The 21,805-nt window shown below is 72.2% G+C and carries 22 protein-coding genes; 9 read left to right on the top strand and 13 right to left on the bottom strand.

Annotation, left to right across the window (positions count from 1 at the left end; all coding sequences use genetic code 11):
* Positions 1-12 precede the first annotated feature (12 nt).
* The 6 genes from ACLQ26_RS15795 to ACLQ26_RS15770 all read left to right on the top strand — a co-directional run bounded on the left by ACLQ26_RS15795 (position 13) and on the right by ACLQ26_RS15770 (position 3,184).
* Positions 13-372: a hypothetical protein gene (locus ACLQ26_RS15795; RefSeq protein WP_425745105.1), complete on the top strand. Its 360-nt coding sequence runs from the start codon at positions 13-15 to the stop codon at positions 370-372.
* A gap of 272 nt (positions 373-644) precedes the next feature.
* Positions 645-1,442 carry a hypothetical protein gene (locus ACLQ26_RS15790; protein ID WP_425745104.1) on the top strand — a complete coding sequence of 266 codons (798 nt, stop codon included), beginning with the start codon at positions 645-647 and terminating at the stop codon, positions 1,440-1,442.
* 113 nt (positions 1,443-1,555) lie between these two features.
* Positions 1,556-1,789 carry a hypothetical protein gene (locus ACLQ26_RS15785; RefSeq protein WP_425745103.1) on the top strand — a complete coding sequence of 78 codons (234 nt, stop codon included), beginning with the start codon at positions 1,556-1,558 and terminating at the stop codon, positions 1,787-1,789.
* Entirely contained in the window at positions 1,765-1,893 is a 129-nt protein-coding gene (locus ACLQ26_RS15780; protein ID WP_425745102.1) for a hypothetical protein, read from the top strand. The genes ACLQ26_RS15785 and ACLQ26_RS15780 overlap by 25 nt, the downstream gene beginning before the upstream one ends.
* A 32-nt stretch (positions 1,894-1,925) precedes the next feature.
* Positions 1,926-2,333, top strand: coding sequence for a pyridoxamine 5'-phosphate oxidase family protein (locus ACLQ26_RS15775; protein WP_425745101.1), 408 nt, complete (start codon positions 1,926-1,928; stop codon positions 2,331-2,333).
* 206 nt (positions 2,334-2,539) lie between these two features.
* Positions 2,540-3,184, top strand: a complete 645-nt coding sequence (locus ACLQ26_RS15770) for a C39 family peptidase (protein WP_425745100.1) — start codon at positions 2,540-2,542, stop codon at positions 3,182-3,184.
* 10 nt (positions 3,185-3,194) lie between these two features.
* On the opposite strand, the gene ACLQ26_RS15765 is transcribed toward ACLQ26_RS15770, so the two are convergent.
* Positions 3,195-4,520 (bottom strand): FUSC family protein, encoded by a 1,326-nt coding sequence (locus ACLQ26_RS15765; protein ID WP_425745099.1) that lies wholly within the window; start codon positions 4,518-4,520, stop codon positions 3,195-3,197.
* Between the two features lie 200 nt (positions 4,521-4,720).
* Between ACLQ26_RS15765 and ACLQ26_RS15760 the strand changes: the two genes are divergently transcribed.
* Entirely contained in the window at positions 4,721-5,326 is a 606-nt protein-coding gene (locus ACLQ26_RS15760) for a hemerythrin domain-containing protein (protein ID WP_425745098.1), read from the top strand.
* Positions 5,327-5,396: 70 nt separating this feature from the next.
* Here the strand turns inward: ACLQ26_RS15760 and ACLQ26_RS15755 are convergent, their stop codons facing one another.
* Entirely contained in the window at positions 5,397-5,567 is a 171-nt protein-coding gene (locus tag ACLQ26_RS15755; protein ID WP_425745190.1) for an antitoxin, read from the bottom strand.
* A gap of 250 nt (positions 5,568-5,817) precedes the next feature.
* On the opposite strand from ACLQ26_RS15755, the gene ACLQ26_RS15750 reads away from it, so the two are divergent.
* Positions 5,818-7,005: an AI-2E family transporter gene (locus ACLQ26_RS15750; protein ID WP_425745097.1), complete on the top strand. Its 1,188-nt coding sequence runs from the start codon at positions 5,818-5,820 to the stop codon at positions 7,003-7,005.
* A gap of 18 nt (positions 7,006-7,023) precedes the next feature.
* Here the strand turns inward: ACLQ26_RS15750 and ACLQ26_RS15745 are convergent, their stop codons facing one another.
* Positions 7,024-7,701 (bottom strand): dienelactone hydrolase family protein, encoded by a 678-nt coding sequence (locus ACLQ26_RS15745; protein WP_425745096.1) that lies wholly within the window; start codon positions 7,699-7,701, stop codon positions 7,024-7,026.
* Positions 7,702-7,923: 222 nt separating this feature from the next.
* On the opposite strand from ACLQ26_RS15745, the gene ACLQ26_RS15740 reads away from it, so the two are divergent.
* Complete coding sequence (locus ACLQ26_RS15740) at positions 7,924-8,103, top strand: hypothetical protein (RefSeq protein WP_007454876.1); 180 nt, start codon at positions 7,924-7,926, stop codon at positions 8,101-8,103.
* A gap of 45 nt (positions 8,104-8,148) precedes the next feature.
* Here ACLQ26_RS15740 and ACLQ26_RS15735 read toward each other — a convergent pair whose 3' ends face one another.
* The 10 genes from ACLQ26_RS15735 to ACLQ26_RS15690 all read right to left on the bottom strand — a co-directional run bounded on the left by ACLQ26_RS15735 (position 8,149) and on the right by ACLQ26_RS15690 (position 21,730).
* Entirely contained in the window at positions 8,149-10,521 is a 2,373-nt protein-coding gene (locus ACLQ26_RS15735; RefSeq protein WP_425745095.1) for a glycoside hydrolase family 65 protein, read from the bottom strand.
* A complete protein-coding gene (locus tag ACLQ26_RS15730) occupies positions 10,518-11,324 on the bottom strand; it encodes an HAD family hydrolase (RefSeq protein WP_425745094.1) in 807 nt (268 codons plus the stop codon). The genes ACLQ26_RS15735 and ACLQ26_RS15730 overlap by 4 nt, the downstream gene beginning before the upstream one ends.
* Positions 11,325-11,384: 60 nt before the next feature.
* On the bottom strand, positions 11,385-11,849 hold the full coding sequence (locus ACLQ26_RS15725; protein ID WP_425745093.1) for a DUF4442 domain-containing protein: 465 nt from the start codon (positions 11,847-11,849) through the stop codon (positions 11,385-11,387).
* Positions 11,850-11,911: 62 nt separating this feature from the next.
* Positions 11,912-12,925, bottom strand: coding sequence for a hypothetical protein (locus ACLQ26_RS15720; RefSeq protein ID WP_425745092.1), 1,014 nt, complete (start codon positions 12,923-12,925; stop codon positions 11,912-11,914).
* Between the two features lie 93 nt (positions 12,926-13,018).
* Complete coding sequence (locus ACLQ26_RS15715) at positions 13,019-14,317, bottom strand: ABC transporter ATP-binding protein (protein WP_425745091.1); 1,299 nt, start codon at positions 14,315-14,317, stop codon at positions 13,019-13,021.
* 130 nt (positions 14,318-14,447) lie between these two features.
* Complete coding sequence (locus ACLQ26_RS15710) at positions 14,448-16,658, bottom strand: bifunctional glycosyltransferase/CDP-glycerol:glycerophosphate glycerophosphotransferase (RefSeq protein ID WP_425745090.1); 2,211 nt, start codon at positions 16,656-16,658, stop codon at positions 14,448-14,450.
* A 15-nt stretch (positions 16,659-16,673) separates the two neighbouring features.
* Positions 16,674-18,716 carry a DUF5941 domain-containing protein gene (locus tag ACLQ26_RS15705; protein ID WP_425745089.1) on the bottom strand — a complete coding sequence of 681 codons (2,043 nt, stop codon included), beginning with the start codon at positions 18,714-18,716 and terminating at the stop codon, positions 16,674-16,676.
* Positions 18,713-19,459: an ABC transporter ATP-binding protein gene (locus ACLQ26_RS15700; RefSeq protein ID WP_425745088.1), complete on the bottom strand. Its 747-nt coding sequence runs from the start codon at positions 19,457-19,459 to the stop codon at positions 18,713-18,715. Before ACLQ26_RS15700 ends, ACLQ26_RS15705 begins: the two co-directional genes overlap by 4 nt.
* Before the next feature lies 1 nt (position 19,460).
* Positions 19,461-20,288, bottom strand: a complete 828-nt coding sequence (locus tag ACLQ26_RS15695; protein WP_425745087.1) for an ABC transporter permease — start codon at positions 20,286-20,288, stop codon at positions 19,461-19,463.
* Between the two features lie 71 nt (positions 20,289-20,359).
* A complete protein-coding gene (locus tag ACLQ26_RS15690) occupies positions 20,360-21,730 on the bottom strand; it encodes an L-serine ammonia-lyase (RefSeq protein ID WP_425745086.1) in 1,371 nt (456 codons plus the stop codon).
* Between the last annotated feature and the right edge of the window lie 75 nt (positions 21,731-21,805).

The raw sequence follows: 21,805 nt of genomic DNA, 5'->3' as shown, positions 1-21,805 counted from the left end.
TAGGTTGGTCGGGTGTCGTCCGCAGCCCTGGTCCGCCCAGCCCGGTGGGCAGTGCTGCGGTCACTGCGGGAGCTGACCCGGCTGGCGGTCACCGCGCTGGTGCTCGCGGTCGGTCTCGGCGGCGCCCTCGCCGCCACGCCGCCGTCCGCCCAGGCGCAACTACGGCCCAGCGCCGTCAGCAGCCGCGTGGACGCCGTTCGACCCGAGGCTGTCGCGGCCACCGAGCGTACGAGCCAGCCGGCCGCGCCCCGGCCGAGCAGCGACGCCGCCGTCGCCACGCCGACCGGCCCGGTCCTCGCGGGCGCGGAGCACGCGCCGGCCGTTGCGCCCGGTCGCGGCACCCCGCCCCGACGCGGCCCTCCCACCAGCTGACCCCAGGCCGTCCGGCCACCCGACGCTCCCCGTGACCCGGCTTCGGGTCGTGCGTCCGGGTGTCCGGTCGCCGCCGCCGTCGCGCGACCCGCAGCCGGACCCGATCCGGCTCGTGAGGTCCCGCCCGGCCGCGATCGACCCGAGCCTCGGGCGGCCATCCGCAGCTCACCCCGACCACTCGGAGCCCGGCGCGTCGACACCAGTCGAGCGACCGGCCCGGTGCCGTCAGGACCCATCCGTCGATACCGTCGTTCGACCGCGAGGTGCTGATCATGCAGACCGTCCTCTCCGCCGTCCTGCCCGACATGCCCCGGGCCGCCGCCATCTGGCTGAGCCTCCTCGGGGTCGTGGTGGTCGCCGTCGCCGCGCTCCTGCTGCGACCCGGCCGGTTCCGCCTCGACCCGGCCGCCCGGATCCGCGACGCGGCCATGCCCAGCCAGCTCGAACAGGCCCAGGAGGAGCGGGAGCAGAGCCGCTACGCGCAGGAGATCGCGGTGGCCGCTGAGCGCGCCACCACCACCGCCCAGCGCCGACGGGCCGAGTGGGTGGCCGCGCAGGAGACCGTCGAAGCCGCCTGGCAGGCACTGGAGGCGGCCGAGACCGGCGTACGGCGACTCGGCGCGGCGGCCGCGATGCCCCTGCCGCACACTGTCCGGACCCCCGCCGAGTACGCCGACCGCGAGCGCTACCTGCACCGGGCCGCGCTGGACGCGTACTGGCGGCGGGAACTGTCGGTGGAGCAGCTCAGCGACGTCTTCGCGCACCGCGACGGCTGGGACCCGCGGCTGCACCCCGTCGAGCAGGAACTCGTGCTGCAGCGGGCGATCCGCGACAACCTGGCGGCCCGGCACACCGCCGCCCAGGAGCGGGAGCAGGCCGCCTGGCGGGCCGCCGAGCTGGCCGTGGCGGCGGCCCGGAGCCTCCGCGAGGAGGCCCACGCGGCGACCGGACGGCGGGTGGCGGAGTCGGCGTCGGTGCTGCCGCTCAGCGAGGTCCTCCGGCCCTCGGCCGAGCAGACCCGGGAGAACACGGTGGTCGCTCGCGGTCGGGCCGCGGTGCCGGCGTTCTGACCCCTGCGGCTGGACGCGTCCCGACCGCGGGCACCGCAGCACGCCGCGCGCGGCCGGACGGTTCGGCAGCAGCGCGCCGGGCCGGACCCGCGCCTGTGGGTTAGCGTGACGGCATGTCCCGACAGGCGTGGGTCCTCGTGGTGATCGCCGGCATCCTGGCGATCGCCACACTCGTCGGCGCGGTGGTGCTGGCGGTACGCCTGGTGCGTACGAGGCGGCTGCTGACCGGGCTCGGCGCGGGCGGCAAGGTGGCCTTCTACGGAGCGCTGATCTACACGATCTTTCGGTGGACATCCTCCCGGATCCGATCTACCTGGACGACATGGGCGTTCTGGCCGGCGCGCTGATCTACCTCACCCGGCTCGTGCACAAGCGCCGGGCGGCCGGCCGTCGCCTGCCCGGGCAGCCGGACGCGCCGCCGGAACCGAAGCGCGCCCGCTCCGTACGATGATCGGGGTTGGCGCACAGGGCGGGGGACGGGACGTGGCGGGCGATCATCGGCTGGACATCAGCGACGACCGGGTCGCCGCCTTCTGCGCGGAACGGCACCTGGCGACGCTTACCACCCTGCGTGCCGACGGCACCCCGCACGTGGTGCCGGTCGGGGTCACCCTCGACGCGGCTGCCGGGTTGGCCCGGGTGATCACCTCCGGCACGTCCCGCAAGGCGCGGCAGGTGGCCGCCGCCGGCGACACGGGCACTCCGGTGGCCGTCTGCCACGTGGATGGCCGCCGTTGGCTGACGATCGAGGGCCGGGCGGTGCTCCGGTCGGATCGAGCCTCCGTCGCGGAGGCGGAGCGCCGCTACGCCGAGCGGTACCGGACACCGCGCCCGAATCCGGAGCGCGTGGTCATCGAGATCACCGTGACCGGGCTGCTCGGGAGCCTCTGACCTGACGTCCGTTACGTGACCGTCTGACCGCTTCGGCATCGGAGCCCACACCTCGGAATCCCGCACCGCCGGCAGCCGTTACACCTGGTCACGACGCCCTGCCCGGCAGCCGGCGGCGGAATGCCGGCCGGAGCAGGGCCGTTACGTCCCCGGTACGCACGGCCGAGACCGCCACGGAGGCGGCACCCCCGAACGGAGACTCGACCATGAACCCGATCGTGCAGAAGAGTGGCCTGTCCGTCGTCGGCCTGCTGGTCGCCGGCGGTTGCGCCCTCGGCCCCGCCGTCGCCGCGCAGGCGGCCCCCGCGCAGGGCGCCCCGTCCTCGTCGAGCCAGACCAACCGCAGCGCCGAACGGATCCTCGACGTCGACTACCAGGCCCAGCCGAACTTCTTCTACTGCGGCCCGGCCGCGACCCGGATCGCGCTCTCCGCGCAGGGCAAGGCGCTGTCCCAGGACGAGGTGGCCAAGCGGCTCGGCACCACCGAGGCGGGCACGCCATCGGCCCTGGACACCACCCGCGTGCTCAACGAACTGACCGGCGGTCGCTACCGGACCACCGAGATCCGCGACTCGGTGGCCCGCCCCGACCAGGTCGAGCAGCTGCGCCGGGACGTGCTGGCCGCGATCGACGCCGGCCGTCCGGTGGTGGCCAACATCAAGGGCACGACCGTGGACACCGATGGCAACCCGCACTCGTACGAGGGCGGCCACTACCTGACGCTCGTCGGCTACCGCGACGGTGGGGACACCATCCGCGTCGCCGACCCGGCCGACCCGGCGCTTGGCGAGTACTGGATGAGCCTGCCGAAGGTCGCCAACTGGATCGCCGAGCGCGGCTACTCCTCCTGATCCGACGGTTTCACCGGGCCGGCCTCTCCCGCGCGGAGAGGCCGGCCCGGTCGCCGTCGCGCCGACGGGCGGCGAGGTGCGCTCGCCGGCGTGCCCGGGCGGCCCGAGTCGGCCGGGCGCGATGCAGATGGCCTCGAGCCGGCGGGTTGATGGCCGCCTCGCCGGCGCCGGCCGCTCTGCGCACGATCCGGTTGGCGTCGTCCGGTTCACAGCCGGCCGCCCGGAGCAGGTCGCTGGCCGCGGTACGCAGGCCGGTGACGAGCGCGTCGCCGAACGATTTGACCCCGAGAGCGGCGGATCGCCCGGCCAGCTCGGCGCACTCCTCGACCAGCTTCCGGGTGCACCGAGGGGTTTCGCCGACCCGGCACTCCCTCCGCATCTCCTCCACCGCCTGTCCCAGCCGGGCGATCGCGTCCGGCAGCTCCGACGGGATCGGCTCGTCGTACTGCAGGGCGGTCGTCGACCAGCGGGCCAGTGCGCGGGTGTCGAGCAGCAGCCGCTCCAGGTGTGAGGTGCTGCGGGCGTACTCGTGGAACTGTTGGCGGCGGTGCCAGCGCGCCGGCGCGATGGTGACCACCTCCTCCGCCCCACTCAGCGAGTCGTTCAGTCGTCCCACGTCGCCCTCGGTGCCGCGAAGCCGCTCCAGGACACCCTTCGTCCGGTCGACGTCGCGTTCGCGTACCGCCTGTGCCAGCTCGGCGAGCTGCTCGCGCAGGACCGCGAAGATCGGCGCAGCGGCGCGGTCCAGCACGCGCATCGGGTTGACCGGCACCAGCAGCGCCACGACCAGGAGACCGACCGCGCCGCCGACGACCGCGTCGACGATCCTCGGCAGTTCCAGGCCGCGCTCCATCGGCGCCAGCGTGGCGATCAGTACGGCGGTACCACCGGCCTGGCCGACAAGCGGGCCGCCCTTCCCGGCCACCAGGAGGGCGCTGGCGATGGCCAGGGCGACGACCACGCCGGTCTGCCACGGCCCGGAGCCGATGAGGAAGCGCAGCGTGTCGCCGATGACGATGCCCAGGCCGACGCCGAACAGCAGCTCGAAGGTGCGTCGGGCCCGCTGGCCGATGGCGGTGGCGATCGTACCGACGGCGGCGGCGGGAGCGAAGACGTGCGCCCCGGGGCCGAGGAAGTGCTGCGCGATCAGGCCGGCGAGCGCCGCTGCCAGCCCGGCCTGGACCGCGATCACCAGGGTGACCTCCAGCTGCCGGACCCGGATACGGCTGGCCTGCCCGCTGCGGTGCCACACCCGATCCACCGTCCGGCCGCTGCGCTCGGCGGCCTCGCCGAGCGTCGACCGGTTCCGGTCGGCTGGTGGTCGGTCGTCGGGCATGGCTGCGGTTACCCCGGGCCCGACGGGCCAATCGTGCTCCTCCGTCCCGTGCGCACCACGAACACCGGCAGCCCCCATCCGTCACCCCGTCCGAGGACGACGGTTCTCCCGTCAAATCCATCGGCGACCGTGGGTTTGCCCGAACGCTGCGGGGTACCAGGGGCCACACACCTACCGACCGCAACCGGCAAGGGGCCCAGATGACCAACCCACAGACCACCGGCGACCAGGACATCGTCGACATCCTCGTCGCCGATCACCGCGAGGTCGAGACCCTCTTCGTCGAGCTGGAGACCCGACAGGGCACTCCCGAGTACCGCCGCCAGCTCGCCGACGTCGTGATCGCCGAGCTGGTTCGGCATGCGGTGGCCGAGGAGGCGTACGTCTATCCGACGGCTCGCAAGGCACTGCCCGACGGCGACCAGCTCGCCGATCACGAGATCGAGGAACACTCCGACGCCGAACGGACCATGAAGGACCTGGAGTCCGTCGACCCGTCCGACCCCCGCTTCGACGAGCTGCTCGCCCACCTGACCAGCACCATCCGCCACCACGTGCAGGACGAGGAGAGCGACCTCTTCCCCCGGCTGCGGGCCGCCACAGCCCGGGAGGAGCTGGTCGAGCTGGCCGGCAAGGTCACGGCGTTCAAGAGGGTCGCACCGACCCGGCCGCACCCGAGCGCGCCGGACCACCCGCCGGCGAACAAGCTGCTCGCCCCCGGCACCGGGATGATCGACCGGCTGCGTGACGCACTGAGTGACCGGCCGACCTCGGTGGACGAGCTACGCGAGAAGCAGCAGCACTGACCGACGTACCGTCCGACAGAGACGATCCCGGGCCGCCGAATCCTCGGCGGCCCGGGGCATCTCCGGTCGGTCAGCGGACCTGATCGCCCTCACCGGTACGCGCCTGCGCCTGATCCACGCCCTTGTCGATCTGGTCGTCGTACTTGCCGCCCGTGCGCTTGTCGGCCATCTCGCCGGCCTTCTCCATACCCTGGTCGACCTGCTTGTCGTGCTTGTCCGCGACGTCCTTGGCCTTGTCCATGAAGTCACCCACGGCGTGCCTCCTCAGGTAGTTCCCCTTCGCGTTCCCTGGGCCGGTCAGCGCAAACGCCGACGGTCCGGGCGTGGATGGCGAAGGCCCGGCCGACCGACCCGCGTCGGCGTACGATCCGCGCGGGCGGCCGAAGGGGAAGACATCCGTTCGTCCGACGGCCCGCCCAGCGCTGGCGCGATTCGGGTGTCGGCGCAGCGCCGGCCGGGTACCGACCTCGCCGAGATCGAGGAGGGCCGACATGACGGCAGACGAACCCGGGGCGGACGCCGGGCCGACAAGCAGCGCCACGCCGACAACCGGCACGGCGACCGGCACAACGGGCACCACTCCCCCGACCGGTACCACGGCGACCGGTGAGGCCGGGCCCCGCCAGGCGTGGGCTGCCCTGCCCTGGCTGGTCCGGACCGCGGTGCTGTGGAGCGCCTGCCTGGTGGTGATCATCGCCGGGCTCTACCTGCTGGGTCGGATCGCCGTCCTGCTGGCCCCGCTGGCCATCGCCCTGGCCGCCACCATCTTTCTCACCGCGCTGCTCGATCCGGTGCTGCTCCGGCTACGCCGCCTGCGCCTGCCTGCGGCACTGGCGGCGCTGCTCACCGTCCTGCTGCTGCTCGGCATCCTGGTGGGGGTCGGCGCGCTTGTGTGGAACCTGACGGCCAGCCAGTTCGACCAGCTCAGCCAGGAACTGACCCAGGGGTTGGACCGCAGCCGAGAATTCGTCACGTCCACCCTGCCGGTCAGCGACGCCCAGCTCGACAAGCTGATCGACCAGGCCCGGGAAGGGCTCAGTGGCAGCTCTCCGGACCCGGTGGCGGGCGCCCGAACGGCCAGCGAGGTCGTCGGCTCCGCGCTGCTCGCCCTGGTGCTGCTCTTCTTCCTGCTCAAGGACGGCCGGTCGATGTGGCACTGGACGCTGTCCCGGATGACCGGCCCGAACCGGCCCGTGGTGGCCGAGGCGGGCCGGGCCGGCTGGCAGACGTTGGGCGCGTACAGCCGGGGGACCATGCTGATCGCGGCGATCGACGCGATCGGCATCGGCCTGGCGTTGGTGCTGTTGGGGGTGCCGCTGGCCCTGCCACTGGCGCTCATCACCTTCCTCGGCGGCTTCATACCGATCATCGGGGCCACGGTGGCCGGCGCGGTCGCGGTGCTGGTGGCGCTGGCGGCCAACGGGCCGACGACAGCTCTGCTCACCCTCGCCGCGGTGGTCGCCGTGCAGCAGATCGAGGGCAACCTGCTGGAGCCGCTGGTCATGAAGCGTCAGGTGCGGCTGCACCCGGCAGTGATCCTGGTGGCGGTCACCGCCGGCACCCTGATCGCGGGCATCGCCGGTGCCTTCGTCAGCGTCCCGATCACCGCAGTCCTCTGGCGGATCATCGACACCGTGCAGCGTCGCCGCTCCAGCACGGAGGCGGCGGCACACTCCTGAGGCGGCACGCCGCGTCGCTCACGAGCGGCGCGGCGCAGCCGTCGTCCGGGCGAGATGGGTCGTGAACCAGGTACCGGCATGGTCGGCCACCTGGTCGAGCGCGCCGGGCTCCTCGAAGAGATGGGTGGCTCCCGGCACCACCCACAGCTCGCCGATCTCCCCCAACTCGGTGCGCGCCCGCTCGTTGATCGTGATCACTTCCTCGTCCAGGCCGCCGACCAGCAGCAACGTCGGGGTACGCACCTGATCCAACGCCGCGCCGGCCAGGTCGGGTCGGCCGCCCCGGGACACCACCGCACCCACCCGGTCGGCGCGGGACGCGGCCGCGACAAGCGCGGCGGCGGCACCCGTGCTGGCACCGAAGAGACCGATCGGCACGTCACCGGCGGGGCGCTCGGCCGCCAACCAGTCGACGATCCCGGCCAGCCGACTCGCCAACAACCCGATGTCGAACCGCAGTTCGGCGGTACGCGCGTCCACCTCGTCCTCGGCCGGGGTGAGCAGATCCACAAGCACTGTCGCGAGGCCGCGCTCGTTCAATGTCCGGGCCACCGCGACGTTGCGCGGGCTGTGCCGCGAGCTACCACTGCCGTGCGCGAACAGCACCACGCCGACCGGCCGGGCGGGCAGCAGCAGATCGGCGGGAAGCTGGGCGTCCCGGACCGGAATGCTCACCGTGCTGCGTTGCTCATCCATGCCGCACCTCCACGTGCTCGCCTTGCGCCCGCTTACCCCGCCCGCCGCGCCACACGCGCCCGGCGCTCGCCGCGCCACACGCGCCCGGCCACCCGCCGCGCCGGACGGCCCCGATCGCGCAGGTCCAGGCACGGCGTTTGCCGGGTGGGCCGCCGGGTACGCGACGAGGAGACCGCAGACCGTGTAGGCGCAGCCGCGCCCCGACGGATCGCGAGGATCACGATGGCCAAGCAGCAGATTTCCCGGCAGCAGCAGATGACCGAGCGCGCCAAGCGTGAACAGGACGCCGAGCGCAACCAGGACTTCGGGGACCAGGCCGCTTCGGCCCGGCTGCCCGACGACCCCAAGGCGGCAGCGCCCCGGGACGCGATCGGACGCCCGTCGACAGGCGAGCCGATCTGACGTACGCCTGTGACGGCCGGGGCGGGAGCACTCCCGCCCCGGCCGTCACTGCTCGTGCTCGGGCAACCGGAGTAGCGGCGACCGGCCCGGCGGCTGCTCCGGCGCCGGCCCCGAGGGCTCGGCCGGCGGGACCGGCACGGTCACCGGCTCGTTGCAGGTGACCCGCAAGATCTGGTCGTGGTGACGCAGCTCCACCACGTCGTCCGGGCCACCGTGGCGCAGCGAGTACGTCGTCTGGTGCGGTCGGACGTCCACCCGCAGCGCCAGCCCGCGCCACTGTAGGGAGAACTCCAGGCGACTGAGCCGGCTGGAGAGTCGGGGCGCGAAGGACAGCTCGCCGTCGTGGTCGCGTAGGCCACCGAAGCCGCTGACCAGGGCGAGCCACGCGCCGGCCAGCGAGGCCATGTGCACGCCGTCACGGGTGTTCTCGTTGAGGTCGTGCAGGTCCATCAGCGCGGCCTCGCGCAGGTAGATGTGCGCCAGGTCGGGATGGCCCACCTCGGCGGCGAGCACGGACTGGGTGCAGGCCGACAGTGACGAGTCGCGTACCGTCCGCCGTTCGTAGTAGAGGAAGTTGCGCACCTTCTGCTCGGGGGTGAACGCGTCCCCCCGCCAGTGCATCGCCAGGACCAGGTCGGCCTGCTTGACGACCTGCTTGCGGTACAGCTCGAAGTACGGGTAGTGCAGCAGCAGCGGATACTTCTCGGTGGGCGTGTGCGGGAAGTCCCACTCCTGGAGCCGGGTGAACCCCTCCACCTGCTGGTGCACGTCCAGCTCGTCGTCGTACGGCACGTGCATGGAGGTGGCCGCGTCGCGCCAGCTCGCCGCCTCCTCGTCGGTGACCCCGAGGTGGAACGCCTCGTCCCGGTAGCGCATCACCACCTCGGCGGCGGTGAGCAGGTTCCGCTGTGCCATCAGGTTGGTGTAGATGTTGTCGTTCTTCACCGCGGTGTACTCGTCGGGGCCGGTGACGCCGTCGATGTGGAAGCGGCCGTGCCTGTCGTGGTGCCCGATCGAGCGCCACAGCCGGGCGGTCTCCACCAGCAGGTCCAGCCCGATCTCCCGCTCCATGGCGGTGTCCCCGGTGACCAGGACGTACCGGCGTACCGCGTCGGCGATGTCCGCGGCGATGTGGAACGCCGCCGTGCCGGCCGGCCAGTATCCGGAGGACTCCGGCCCCTCGATGGTCCGCCACGGGAAGGCGGCGCCCTTGAGGTTGAGGGTCTCGGCCCGTTCCCGGGCCAGCTCCAGGGTGCTGTGCCGCCACTGCAGGGCGCTGCGCACCGCGCTGGGCTGGGTGTACGTGAGCACGGGCAGGACGAACATCTCGGTGTCCCAGAAGGCGTGCCCGTCGTAGCCGGGGCCGGTCAACCCCTTCGCCGAGATCGGCCGCTGCTCGGCCCGGGCACCGGCCTGGAGCACGTGGAACAGACCGAACCGCACGGCCTGCTGGATCTCCGGATCGCCCTCGACCAGCACGTCGGCGGCGTCCCAGAACTCGTCGAGGTAGTTGCGCTGCTCCCGGTGCAGCCCGTCCCAGCCGTCGAGGCGAGCCCCGGCCAGCGCCGCGCCGACCTGGTCGCGGAGCGCGGGCAGCGAACGACGACTGGACCAGCCGTACGTCAGGTACTTGACCACCCGCAGCTTCTCGCCGGGCTTGAGCACGCAGCCGATGGTGGTGCGGACCCAGTCCTCGTACCCCTCGGACTCGATTGTGGTGTGGTCCGGGCCGTGCACCTCGTGCTCCATGGCGGCGGCCACCCGCAGCCCGGAGACCTTGGTGCGGTGGATGAGCTGCCCGCCGTCCGGGGTGGTCAGCTCCTCCTCGGCCTGCAACGGCGACTCCAGCACGGCCGCGACCCGGGGGTCCTTGCTCTGCGCCGGCAGTGACTCGTTGGCCACCAGCTCGGACTGGACGATCAGCCGCAGCGGGCGGTCGACCGCCTCCACCTCGTAGCTGATCGCGGCCACCGACCGTTGGGTGAACGACACGAGCCGGGTGCTGCGGACCTTGACCTCGCGGCCGGCCGGCGAGCGCCAGTGCAGCTCACGGTGCAGGGTGCCGGCGCGCATGTCGAGGGTCCGCTCGTGGGACAGCAGTTCGCCGTAGCGGACGTCGAGCGGCTCGTCGTCGACGAGCAGCCGGATCAGCTTGCCGTTGGTGACGTTGACGATTGTCTGCCCGGACTCGGGGAAACCGTAGCCGGCCTCCGCGTACGGCAGCGGACGGAGCTCGTAGAACGAGTTGAGGTACGTGCCGGGTAGGCCGTGCGGTTCGCCCTCGTCGAGGTTTCCGCGCAGCCCGACGTGCCCGTTGGAGAGCGCGAAGACCGACTCCGACTGGGCCAGCACGTCCATGTCCAGGCGGGTCTCCCGGATGTGCCACGGCTCGACGGGATAGGCCCGTTCCCGGATCACGCGCTGCCCCGCTCACCTGTCGACGCCTGGCCGGACGTGCGCGGCACCCCTGCGGCGGCGTCGCCCGCGTCGAGCAGGTCGGCGAGGTCCTTGACGACGATGTCGGCGCCGTGCGCGAGCAGTTCGTCGGCCTGCCCGACCCGGTCGACACCGATGACGTACCCGAAGCCGCCGGCGCGGCCGGCCGCCACCCCGGAGAGCGCGTCTTCGAAGACGGCGGCCTGGGTGGGGTCCACGCCGAGGATCCTGGCCCCGGCCAGGAAGGTGTCGGGTTGCGGCTTGCCGCGCAGCTTCTGTTCCCGGGCGACGAGCCCGTCGACCCGCGCCTCCAGCAGAGCTTCCAGCCCGGCGGCGGCGACCACCTCGCGCCCGTTGGCGCTCGCGGTGACCACCGCCCGGCGCAGCCCGGCGGCGGTCGCCGCCTCCAGGTAGCGCACCGAGCCCGGGTAGACCTCGACACCGGAGGTGCGCAGCTGTTCCAGCAGGAGGACGTTCTTGCGGTTGCCGACGCCGTTGACGGTGTCGGCGTCGGGTGGGTCGTCCGGGCTGCCCTCGGGGAGCACGATCCCCCGGGAGGCGAGGAACGACCGGACGCCGTCGGCGCGGGGCCGGCCGTCGACGTAGCGGTTGTAGTCGGGGCCGGGGTCGAACGGCTGGAAGGGTTCTCCGGTCGCCGTGGCGCGCTGCCGCAGGAACTCGTCGAACGTCTTCGTCCAGGCGGCGTTGTGCACCCGGGCGGTCTGCGTCAGCACACCGTCCAGATCGAAGAGACAGGCGGTCACATGAGCAGGTAGGCCCAGCACGGTACGAATCTAACCACCCGGCCGGGCCCGTAAACCCGTTTTGGACGCCCGTGGCGCGGCTCAGTTCGGTCGTAGTGTCCAGACCACCGTCATCGCCGAGGTGGGCGTGCCGTCCTCGGTGGTGATCTCCACCTCGACACCGAACTCGGGCCGCCGACCGGATTCCAGCTCGGCGATCACCTCGGGAGCCGGCCGACCGAGCCGCGCGGTGGCCAGCACCGGCCCTCGGGCCAGTTTGCGGTAGGCGATCTCGGCCCGGACGGCGAGCGGCACGGCCCGGTCGAGCAGCTGCCCGAAGGCGGCCAGCACGACCGTGCCGGAGGCCGTCTCGCCGAGCGTGAACATCGCCCCGGCGTGCGGGCCGCCGACGTGGTTGTGGGTGGCCGGCGTATCGGGGAGCCGGACGACGGCCCGCACCCCGCCGTCCGCCTCCGGGGCCACCTCGACGAATTCGATGCCGAGCGTACGGGCGAACGGCACCGCTTCCAGGATGCCGGCCGCCACCTGGCGGGAGTCGACTGTCATGGCCCGACGTTACTTCTCGGTAATGAGGGCGGCAACCAGGGTTTTCCCAGTTACGAGACGGGTCAGAGGTTGGCGATCGTCCGCAGGATCTCCGCGTAGAAGTTGCCGTCGATGCTGCGGAAGAGGGAGAAATCCTTGTCCGGGTCACCGAAGAACGGCCGCAGCGTCCACGCCAACTGGGTGCCGACGAAGCCGAAGAGCAGGATCCAGATGTAGAGCAGCGTCATGCTGGCCGGCCGCTGCGTCGGCTCACCGCGCCGCACCGGCGGGCTGCCCCACGGGCGCTGCGCCGCCGGGTAGCCGGGCGCGAACGAGGCGCCGGAGGGCTGGCCGCTCCACTGCGTCGGAACCTGCCCCGGGGCCGGTGCGGCGGTCACGGCGGTCGTCGCGTCGGGCGCGGCCCCGTTCGCGGCCGAGGCGGCAGCCGCTCCGGCCGGCACGGCGACCGGCTCGGCAACCGCACCGGCGGCCCCCGCCGACCCGGCGGACACCGTGGCAGGCACGGCACCGGCGGGCACCGTGGCGGGTACGGCACTGGCGGGCACGGCTGCGGGGGCGTCGCCCGTCGCCGGGGCGAGCAGGCCGTGGTCGTTGAGCACCTGCATCCCGCCGGTCAGGAACCGCAGCCCGACCAGCGCCGACAGCGTCAGGATCGCGACGTTGAGCAGCTTGAAGAAGCCGTAGTCGGGCGCGGTGATCAGGAAGAAGAGGCTGATCGGCGCGAACGCCACCGCGAGCATCGAGGTGACGGTGATCGCGACCATCACCAGCGCCAACGACTGGCGCACCGACAGCCGGGCGCCGAACACCAGGTTGAACAGGTACAGCGTGGGCAGGCAGATGGCAAGCGTGACCAGGAACAGCAGCGGCAGTTTCAGCGCCGACGTGAGCGCCATCAACGGGCTGTGGAACGCCCCGAGCACCGCCCCGTAGCAGGCGAGCGCGACGGCGGAGCTGGCCAGCATCCGCCCCGTCAGGGCGTTGAGGTCGCCATCGGCCACGATCTGCTGCCAGATGCCCTGCCGGTCGCGCAGGATGCGCTCGATGACGAGCGGACTGGGACGGTCACCCGACACGGGTGCACCCCTCTCGGTATGTCACAAACGGGACCAGGTGGGCAGACGGTAGGGCACCGGACGGACATCCCGCCACCCCGCCGCGGCGTGGCGTCACCGCCAACCCACGTCGATCCGGGCGCCGCGCTCGTCGAAGAAGTGCAGCGCGTCCATCCGCACCGACACGGCGAGCGGGTGACCTGCGGTGACCGCCGGGTACGGCGCCAGCCGCACCGCCAACTCCGCCGGGCGACGGTGGTGCCGACCCGGGTCGGGGAGGACGCTTGTCTGCCCGGAGGCGTTCGGTACGTCCTCGGGCTCCACCGGCTTGCCAGTGAGTCGCTGCATCACCGCACCGAAGCGGCGCAGTCCTCGCTGGCCCACCGGCGGCGGATCCAGTGGCGCGCCCATCTCGTCCACCATGATCGCGGTCGCCCCGATGTCGAGGAACGCCAGCGACTCGTGCCCGTGGTGCTCCAGGTAGCGGATCCGGCCACGCAGCACGTCACCCGGGCTGTCCGGGGCGACCGGGGTGAGCGCCTCGGCCCGCATCCCGACCACGATCCGCTCACCGTGGTAGTGCGCCACCGCCCGGCTACGGATGTCGTTCCACGGCAGGTAGAGCGACTGGTCGCCGAGGTTGAGCGTGACGTACCGGTCGAGGTGGACGTAGACCGACGCCTCCAGCAGGTTCATCCGGGGGCTGCCCAGGAAGGCTGCGACGTAGAGCGTCGCCGGGCGGCCGTACACCTGGGTGGGTGTGCCCACGTCCTGGAGCACGCCGCGGCGCATGATGGCCACCCGGTCGGCCATGGTCAGCGCCTCGGCCTGGTCGTGGGTGACGTAGACGGTGGTGACGCCCAGCTCCCGGGTCAGCCCGGAGATCTCGGCGCGCAGCTCGGCGCGGAGCCCACTGTCCAGGTTCGACAGGGGCTCGTCCATCAGGAACAGTCCGGGTCGTCGGACGATTGCGCGGCCCATCGCGACCCGCTGACGCTGGCCGCCGGAGAGCTGCCCCGGCTTGCGGGCGAGGACGTCGCTGATGCCCAGGGCACTGGCGACGTCGGTGACCCGCTCACCGCGCGGCTCCGGTTCCACGCCGGCCAGCCGCAGCGGAAAGGCGATGTTGTCGCCGACGGTCATGTGCGGATAGAGCGCGAAGTCCTGGAAGACCATGGCGATCTTGCGGTCGCGTGGCGGCAGGTCGTTCGCCAGCTCTCCGTCCAGCAGTACGGCGCCCTGTGTCGGATCCTCCAATCCGGCGATCATTCGCAGCACTGTGGATTTGCCGCAGCCGGATGGCCCCAGCAAAACCATGAACTCGCCGTCGTTCACATCCAGATTTATGCTGTCGACGGCCAACGTGCCGTCCTTGAAAATCTTGCTCACATCTTTGAGCGCGACGGTGCTCACCGTCACCTCCCCCAGGTCGTCGGCCGAACCCCCAGAAGACTGTGACTAGGATCATTGGTTTCGCACATCGGGTAAACGTCTCATGTTCGGCCCATGACACCCCAATTACGCGGCACGAGTGCCGAGGCGATCAGCAGCCCGCCGACGGTTCTGTCTGCTCGCCCAGGAACACCCGGCGCACCACCCGCTCGGCCGCCCGCCCGTCGTCCAGGCCGCAGAACCGGCCCCGGAAGTGCTGGCGGGCCTTCTGCGCGGCGTCCGAACGCACCGCGTCCGTGCGAAACAGGTCGAGCAGGTCGGCGAACGTGGTGGCCACGGCCCCCGGTGGCTCCGCGGTGACGTCGAAGTAGACACCCCGGGCCAGGCGGTACGCCTCCCAGTCCGGCGTGTAGAGCACGATCGGCCGGTCCAGCACGGCGTAGTCGAACATCGCCGACGAGTAGTCGGTGACCAGCACGTCGGCCACCAGGTACAGATCCTCCACGCGCTGATAGCCGCTGACGTCGCGTACCCGCTGGACTTCCAGAGGTCGGCCGGGCCGCCGCTCCCGGTCGTGGAAGTAGTGGCTGCGCATCAGCAGCCGCCCCGAGTCGCCGAGCGCGGCCACGAACCGGTCCGGATCGAAGGGCGGCCGGTAGCCGGGCAGGTGCTCCCGGTGCGTCGGGGCGTACAGCACCACCAGCTCGTCGGGCCCGAGGCCGAACTCCGCGCGCAGCCGGCGTACCTCGTCCGGGCTGGCCGTCACCAGCCGGTCGTTGCGCGGATAGCCCACCTCAAGCGTCGTGTAGGTCGCCGGATAGGCCCGGTCCCACATCTGGGTGGAGAAGCTGTTGGCGCTGACGCTGTAGTCCCAGCGGTCCACCCGGCGCAGCAGGCCACCGAAGTCCATCCGGCCCGCGCCGATCGGGTAGCGCTGCTGGTCCAGACCCATCACCTTCACCGGCGTGCCGTGGTGGGTCTGCACGTGCACCTGCTCCGGCCGCTTGCGCACGAAGTCGGGGTAGTTCACGTTGTTGACCAACCACCGGGCCCGCGCGAGGACCCGGTAGTACGCCGGGCTGCCGGCGACCACGTACTCCACCCCGGCCGGGACGGCGTCCACCCGGTCGCGGCGCACGATCCACACGCCCCGCACCTCCGGGGCCAGCCGGCGGGCCGCCTCGTAGATCGCGGCCGGGTTGCACGAGTATCCCCGGTACCAGTAGGCGGCGTACACCGCGAGCGTCGGGTCCACCGGCCGGCGCAGCTCCGCCCGGTAGTACTCGCGCAGCAGCCCGTCGCGGGTCAGCCGCGCGCCGCGCCGGGCCACCGGCCCGACCCGACGTCGGGCGGTACGTGCCTGCCTGCGGGCCGTGTCACGAGCCCGGCTGGCGGCCCGCAACGCGCTGAACGTCCGCCACCGGCCGGCCGCCACCAGTCGGTGCTTGACCCCCTCGACACCCTCCGGCACGGGATATCCGCCGTCCGGCAGCCACCGCGCGTAGTCGGCGGTGATCTGCGCGAAGAACGCCTCCCGCAGTTCCGGGGCGATCCGCTGACCGTTGCCGAGCACCGTCAGGTAGTGCCAGATCATCCGTTCGAAGACCGCCGGCCGCAGCGCGTCCACCGCCGGTGACCAGGCATCCATCAGGTGGAAGACCCGGTGCCACTGCGGGAACACCTCGAAGTGCCGGTCCCCGCGGGTCTTCGTGATCGCGCCGGCGCGGCGCTGCCGGTAGTTGACGCAGACCCGATCCAGTATGCCGATCCGCTGCGCCGCCATCAGCACCGGGTAGCTGAACGACACGTCCTCGTACCAGCCGTCCGAGAAGCGCAACCCCAGCTCGACCAGGAACTCCCGGCGAACCAGCCGGTTCCACGCGGTGTGCAGCAGCCGCATCGCCTCCGGCCGCTCCCGCAGTCGGAAGGTGGCCGTCCCGGGCGACTCCGGGAACACCTCGGCCATCGCGCTGCGGGTGGCGGTGTCGTTCCAGTGCGTCCGGACGTGGTCCACCAGCAGCACGTCCGGCCGGGTCGCGCGCAGTCGCTCGGCCACCTTCGGCAGGCAGTCCGGCACCAGCCAGTCGTCCCCGTCGAGAAACCACACGTACTCGCCGACGGCCTGGTCCAGCCCGATGTTGCGGGCTGGACCGAGGCCGACGTTCTCCGACAGTCGGACCGACCGGACCCGCTGGTCGCGGGCCGCGTACTCGTCGATGATGTCGCCGCTGGCGTCCGGCGAGCAGTCGTCGACGGCGATCACCTCGAGGTCGGTCTCCGACTGGCCGAGGATCGAGTCCAGGCATTCGCGCAGGTAGCCCTGCACCCGGAAGGCCGGCACCACGAAACTGAGCAGGGTCATCCGGCCGTCCCTCCGTCAGCGCGGTGCGACACCTCCCGCGCCCACCGGCGCGGCCGACGCCCGCGCGCTACGGGCCGGCCGGACGAACCAGGCCAGGACGGCGCTCGCCACGAAAACCACGAGAAGGTACGCACCGAGTGTAGCCATGCCGATACTCAGGACGCCGGCAATCGCCGCGAGGGCCAGGAGCGCCGACCGTCCGTCCCAGCCCAGCGTCGCGGCGTGCAGTGGTGGCGCCGTCTGCCGCTTCTCCAGCCGGGCGGTCAGGTCGTAGTGGTGCACGGTGAGCACGAAGACGTAGCCGAAGATCAGCCACCCCGGCGCGCCGCCGACCACCCCGACCGCTATCGCGAACAGGTACTCGGCGGCCCGCAGCGCCGCCGGGACCAGCCAGTCCAGCGGACCGTTGTGCGCGGCGCCGGCACCGAGGCCACCGGCCAGCAGCACCAGCAACGCCACCGGCACCGCCCAGCGCAGCCCGTCCGGCGCGTCACCGACCAGGGCCGCGACCAGCAGCACCGCCGGGCCGAGCGCGGCGAGCACCGCCAGCGTGAGCGGCCCCATCGGGCGGACCACCGGCATCCGGCGGGCCAACGGGCCGTCGTCGCGGTGCAGGGTCGCGTCGACCGTGTCCAGCACCGGCACCCGCATCCAGCGAGCCCGCAGCGTACGCAGGGCACCGGTGTACGCGAACGCCAACGCGCCCCAGACCAGCACCGCGATGAGGCTGACCAGCGGGTTGAACAGCGCCACGGTCAGCGCGACAAGCGCCCACCGCTCGCCGATCGGGAACACCACGGTCCGCTTCAGCCAGTACGACAGCGAGCCCGTGTCCGCCTGCACCCGTGTCGACGCGGCGTTCAGCCGGTCACCGATCCCGCCGCTGGCGCCTCCGGCCGCCCGGGGCCGGCGTGCCGCCTCGTCGTGCAGCACCCCGTACCAGGTGTCGGTCATGTGCCGGACGGTCTGCAACGTCATCGCGGCGATCGCCAACGCCCACCCGTTGCCCAGCCCGGCGTGACTCACCCCGAAGCCGAGACCGGCGTAGACCAGGTACTCCTTCGCCCGGTCGGCCATCGTGTCCAGCCAGCCGCCCCAGGCGCTGAAGTGCCTGGTGTAGCGGGCCAACTGGCCGTCGACGCAGTCCAGCACGAAGCCGAGGTAGAGCAGCACCGCGCCACCGACAAGCGCCGGCCGTCCACCGACCCCGAACAGCACCGCGGCGGCCAGCGCGAACAGCACCGAGATCACCGTGACGCCGGTCGGGGTGAGCCGCATCCGTGCCGCCAGCCGCACGACGTACGGGGACCAGGTGCTGACGAAGTACGTGGAGAAGAAGTCGTCCTTCTCCTTCACCGACAGCCGTAGCTCGGCGCGGTCCTCGTCGACAGCCGTCACCGCCGCTTCGGCGGCGACCAGCCCGGCGCTGTCCTCGACCCGGTGCGCCACGAGCAGACGTACCCGCTGAGCGAAGATCAGGGTGCCGAGTGCCGCGAGACCCGCGACGAGCCGGTCCACGGCGGACCCGGGGCCGGCGTGTCCGGCTCCCTCGGCGGCCGGCAGCGGCGACACGTCGCCGGCCGGGCCGAGCGGAACCGCGACGGGTCGCGCGCCGACGGCGGCGGCCCGCGCGGCGGCGGCCAGGGTCGGCAGGTCGTCGACGCCGACGCGCAACGCGCCACCGAACACGCCTGTGGCGTCGCCGTCGAGGGCGTCCAGCGGGCCGGCGTCGACGATCTGGCCGCGCTCCTCGCGCACGGCCGTCCGTCCGGGCACCGGTGGGTCGGTCAGCACCAGCGCCACCGTCGGCCCCACCGGGCTGGTGGCGAGATGCCGCAGTACGGCGGTGTGCGCCACCAGGTCGGTGCCGCTGACCAGCAGTGGCCCGTCGGCGGTGTCGGCAAGCGCGGCCAGCTCGTCGAGGGTGGCGGCGAAGCGCACCTCGGTCGCCCCGGCCCGGCGCAGCTGGGTCGCGAGACGGTCGGCCAGCGGCTCACCGGACGCGGTGGTCAGGCCCGTCGCGGACGTCCCGGCGGCGAGCACGATCGCGAGCGTCACCGCGGAACCGCGGCGTGGTACGCGTCGAGCGCCTCGGCGATGGTGCCGTCGAGCGTCAACCGGCCCGCGTCGAGGTACAACCCCCGACGGCAGAACCGGGTCAGGTCCTTTTCGTTGTGTGACACCAGCACCAGCGTGCGCCCCTCTCCGAGCAGACGATCAATCGTCGCGTAACACTTCTCGCGGAACTCCGCGTCCCCGACCGCGGTCACCTCGTCCATCAGCAGGATCGGGTGCGGCAGGTGCGAGATGATCGCGAAGCCGAGCCGCACCTTCATTCCCGACGAGTAGTGCCGCACCGACGTGTCGATGGCCCGTTCCACCTGCTCGCCGGCGAACTCGACGATCTCGTCGAAGTGCCGCTTCAGGTAGCTCGCCGACAGTCCGTGCAGCCCACCGACCAGGTGCAGGTTCTCCCGCCCGGTCAGGTCGTTGGAGAAGCCGGCGGACAACTCCAGCAGCGGCGCCACCGCCCCGTGCACCCGGATGTCGCCCTCGTCGGGGATGAGCACCCCGGCGATCAGCCGCAACAGGGTGCTCTTGCCGGTGCCGTTGCGGCCGATCACCCCGACGGTCTCGCCCGGCTCGAGGGCGAACGACACGTCGCGCAGCGGCCAGAACTGGCCCGGCAGGGCGCCGCGCCCGCCCCGGTGGATGAACAACTCCCGCAACCGCAGTTGGCGGCGACGGTTGCGGACGAACCGGATGCCCAGACCGTCCGCCTCGATGATCGGCGCGGCCACGTCAGAGTTCCTTGAGCACTGCGGGCTCCAACCGGCGGAACGACCACCAGCCGGCGGCCAGCACCAGCAGGCTGCCGCCGACGGTGGTGGCGAGCAGCCGGGCGTCCGGGAACTCGTCCGGGTACCAGATCGCGTGGTGCAGTTGGAAGATCCCGACCAGCGGGTTCAGCTCGTACACCACCTTCAGCCAGCCCGGCAGGTTGGACTCCCGGACCAGGCTGAGCGGATAGATGATCGGCGTGGCGTAGAACAGCACCCGGATGATCAACCGCAGGACCCGCTCCACGTCGCGCATCAGCACGTTCCACGCCGACAGCAGCAGGGCCAGCCCGACCAGCAGCACCGCCTGCACCGTCACCGCGAGCGGCAGGGCGAGCAGCGACCAACCGGGGTGGATCCGACCATGCGCCGCGTAGATCACCGCGATGGCGATCAGGATCGGCAGGCCGGCCGCGTACTCGGCGAACCGCCCGGTGACCCGACCGATCGGGAAGACCTGCCGTGGCACGTTCATCGTGGTGATCAACCGGGACTGGCCGGTCAACGCGTTGGTGGCCTCACTCAACGCCGAGCTGGCCCACATCCAGGCGAAGATCCCGGTGATCAGGAACAGCGGGTACGAGCCGGCCGCCTCGCCGAGGTGCCGCCCGGTGTCCCGGGAGTAGAGCACGCCGAAGACGAACCAGTAGATGGCGCCCATGCCGAGGGGCTCGATCAGCGACCAGAAGTAGCCCAGCACCGACTGCTGGTACTTGACCGCCAGATCCCGTCGGACCAGGATGCGCAGCGAGTTGCGGTGCGACCACAGGGCCGCGACGCCAGAGGTCACCGCAACCTCCCGCCTCCTGAAACGGACGACAGGCTAGCAGTCGGTGAACGACTGCCCCGAATCGACCGGACTCAGCACTCGATCACGTTGACGGCCAGACCGCCGCGCGCCGTCTCCTTGTACTTGACCTTCATGTCGGCGCCCGTCTCCCGCATGGTCTTGATGACCTTGTCCAGCGACACCTTGTGCACACCGTCGCCGCGCAGGGCCAACCGGGCCGCCGTGATCGCCTTGATGCTAGCCACCGCGTTCCGCTCGATGCAGGGGATCTGCACCAGGCCACCCACCGGGTCACAGGTCAGGCCGAGGTTGTGCTCCATCCCGATCTCGGCGGCGTTCTCCACCTGCTCCGGGGTGCCACCGAGCGCCTCGGCCAGCCCCGCCGCCGCCATCGAGCACGCCGAGCCGACCTCACCCTGGCAGCCGACCTCCGCGCCGGAGATCGACGCGTTCTCCTTGAACAGCACGCCGATCGCACCGGCCGTCAACAGGAACCGCACCACGCCGTCGTCGTCGGCGTTCGGAACGAAGCGGCTGTAGTAGTGCAGCACCGCCGGGATGATCCCCGCCGCGCCGTTCGTCGGCGCGGTCACCACCCGCCCGCCTGCCGCGTTCTCCTCGTTCACCGCGAGCGCGAACAACGTCACCCAGTCCATCGCGTGCAGCGGGTCCGCCGTCCCGGCCTCCGCCTCCAGGCCGCGCCGCAGCTCCGCCGCACGCCGCCGGACCTTCAAACCCCCAGGGAGTACGCCGTCCCGCTCGCAGCCGCGCTGCACGCACTCCCGCATCACCCGCCAGATCTCCAGCAGGCCCGCCCGGATCTCCGCCTCGCTGCGCCACGAGCGCTCGTTGGCCAGCATCACCTCGCTTATCGACAGCCCGGTGCGCGTGGTGACCTCCAGCAGCTGCGCCCCGGTCAGGAACGGGTACCGCACCCGCGTGCTGTCCGGCTTGATGCGGTCCGCGCCCGCCGCCGCCTCGTCCACCACGAAGCCACCGCCGACGGAGTAGTAGCTCCGCGCCCTCACCTGCACCCCGGCCGCGTCGAAGGCCACGAAGGTCATCCCGTTCGGGTGGTACGGCAGCGACCGGCGGCGGTGCAGCGTCAGGTCCCGGTCCGGATCGAAGTCGATCTCGTGCGCGTCCAGCAGGCTGATCCGCCGCTCGGCGCGGATCCGCTCGACGCGAGGACCGACGGTGTCGGTGTCGACCGTCTCCGGCGCCTCGCCGGCCAGCCCCAGCAGCACCGCCCGGTCGCTGCCGTGCCCGTGCCCGGTGGCGCCCAGCGAACCGAACAGCTCGGCCTGCACCCGCGCCGTCTCGGTGAGCAGCCCGTCGGCCTTGAGCCCCGCCACGAACGTACGGGCGGCCCGCATCGGCCCGACCGTGTGCGAGCTGGACGGCCCGATGCCGACGCTGAAGAGGTCGAAAACACTGATCATGGCTGCGCTTCCTCGGCGTCGTCCCGTGGTGCGGGAGCCGCCCGGTCGTGGCCACCGGTCTGGCAGCCCCGCTCG

The organism is Micromonospora sp. DT43, from assembly GCF_049841645.1.
In the GTDB taxonomy this organism is placed as follows: Bacteria; Actinomycetota; Actinomycetes; order Mycobacteriales; family Micromonosporaceae; genus Micromonospora.
Note: the sequence above shows the minus strand (reverse complement) of the source record. Positions and strands in the feature narration are given on the sequence as shown.

Coding starts and splice junctions, on each gene's coding strand:
- ACLQ26_RS15765 (WP_425745099.1), bottom strand. CDS start 4,520: ATGCCCGACGACCGACCACCAGCCGACCGGAACCGGTCGACGCTCGGC.
- ACLQ26_RS15750 (WP_425745097.1), top strand. CDS start 5,818: ATGACGGCAGACGAACCCGGGGCGGACGCCGGGCCGACAAGCAGCGCC.
- ACLQ26_RS15725 (WP_425745093.1), bottom strand. CDS start 11,849: ATGACAGTCGACTCCCGCCAGGTGGCGGCCGGCATCCTGGAAGCGGTG.
- ACLQ26_RS15785 (WP_425745103.1), top strand. CDS start 1,556: ATGTCCCGACAGGCGTGGGTCCTCGTGGTGATCGCCGGCATCCTGGCG.
- ACLQ26_RS15690 (WP_425745086.1), bottom strand. CDS start 21,730: ATGATCAGTGTTTTCGACCTCTTCAGCGTCGGCATCGGGCCGTCCAGC.
- ACLQ26_RS15745 (WP_425745096.1), bottom strand. CDS start 7,701: ATGGATGAGCAACGCAGCACGGTGAGCATTCCGGTCCGGGACGCCCAG.
- ACLQ26_RS15770 (WP_425745100.1), top strand. CDS start 2,540: ATGAACCCGATCGTGCAGAAGAGTGGCCTGTCCGTCGTCGGCCTGCTG.
- ACLQ26_RS15740 (WP_007454876.1), top strand. CDS start 7,924: ATGGCCAAGCAGCAGATTTCCCGGCAGCAGCAGATGACCGAGCGCGCC.
- ACLQ26_RS15755 (WP_425745190.1), bottom strand. CDS start 5,567: ATGGACAAGGCCAAGGACGTCGCGGACAAGCACGACAAGCAGGTCGAC.
- ACLQ26_RS15790 (WP_425745104.1), top strand. CDS start 645: ATGCAGACCGTCCTCTCCGCCGTCCTGCCCGACATGCCCCGGGCCGCC.
- ACLQ26_RS15710 (WP_425745090.1), bottom strand. CDS start 16,658: ATGACCCTGCTCAGTTTCGTGGTGCCGGCCTTCCGGGTGCAGGGCTAC.
- ACLQ26_RS15780 (WP_425745102.1), top strand. CDS start 1,765: ATGGGCGTTCTGGCCGGCGCGCTGATCTACCTCACCCGGCTCGTGCAC.
- ACLQ26_RS15760 (WP_425745098.1), top strand. CDS start 4,721: ATGACCAACCCACAGACCACCGGCGACCAGGACATCGTCGACATCCTC.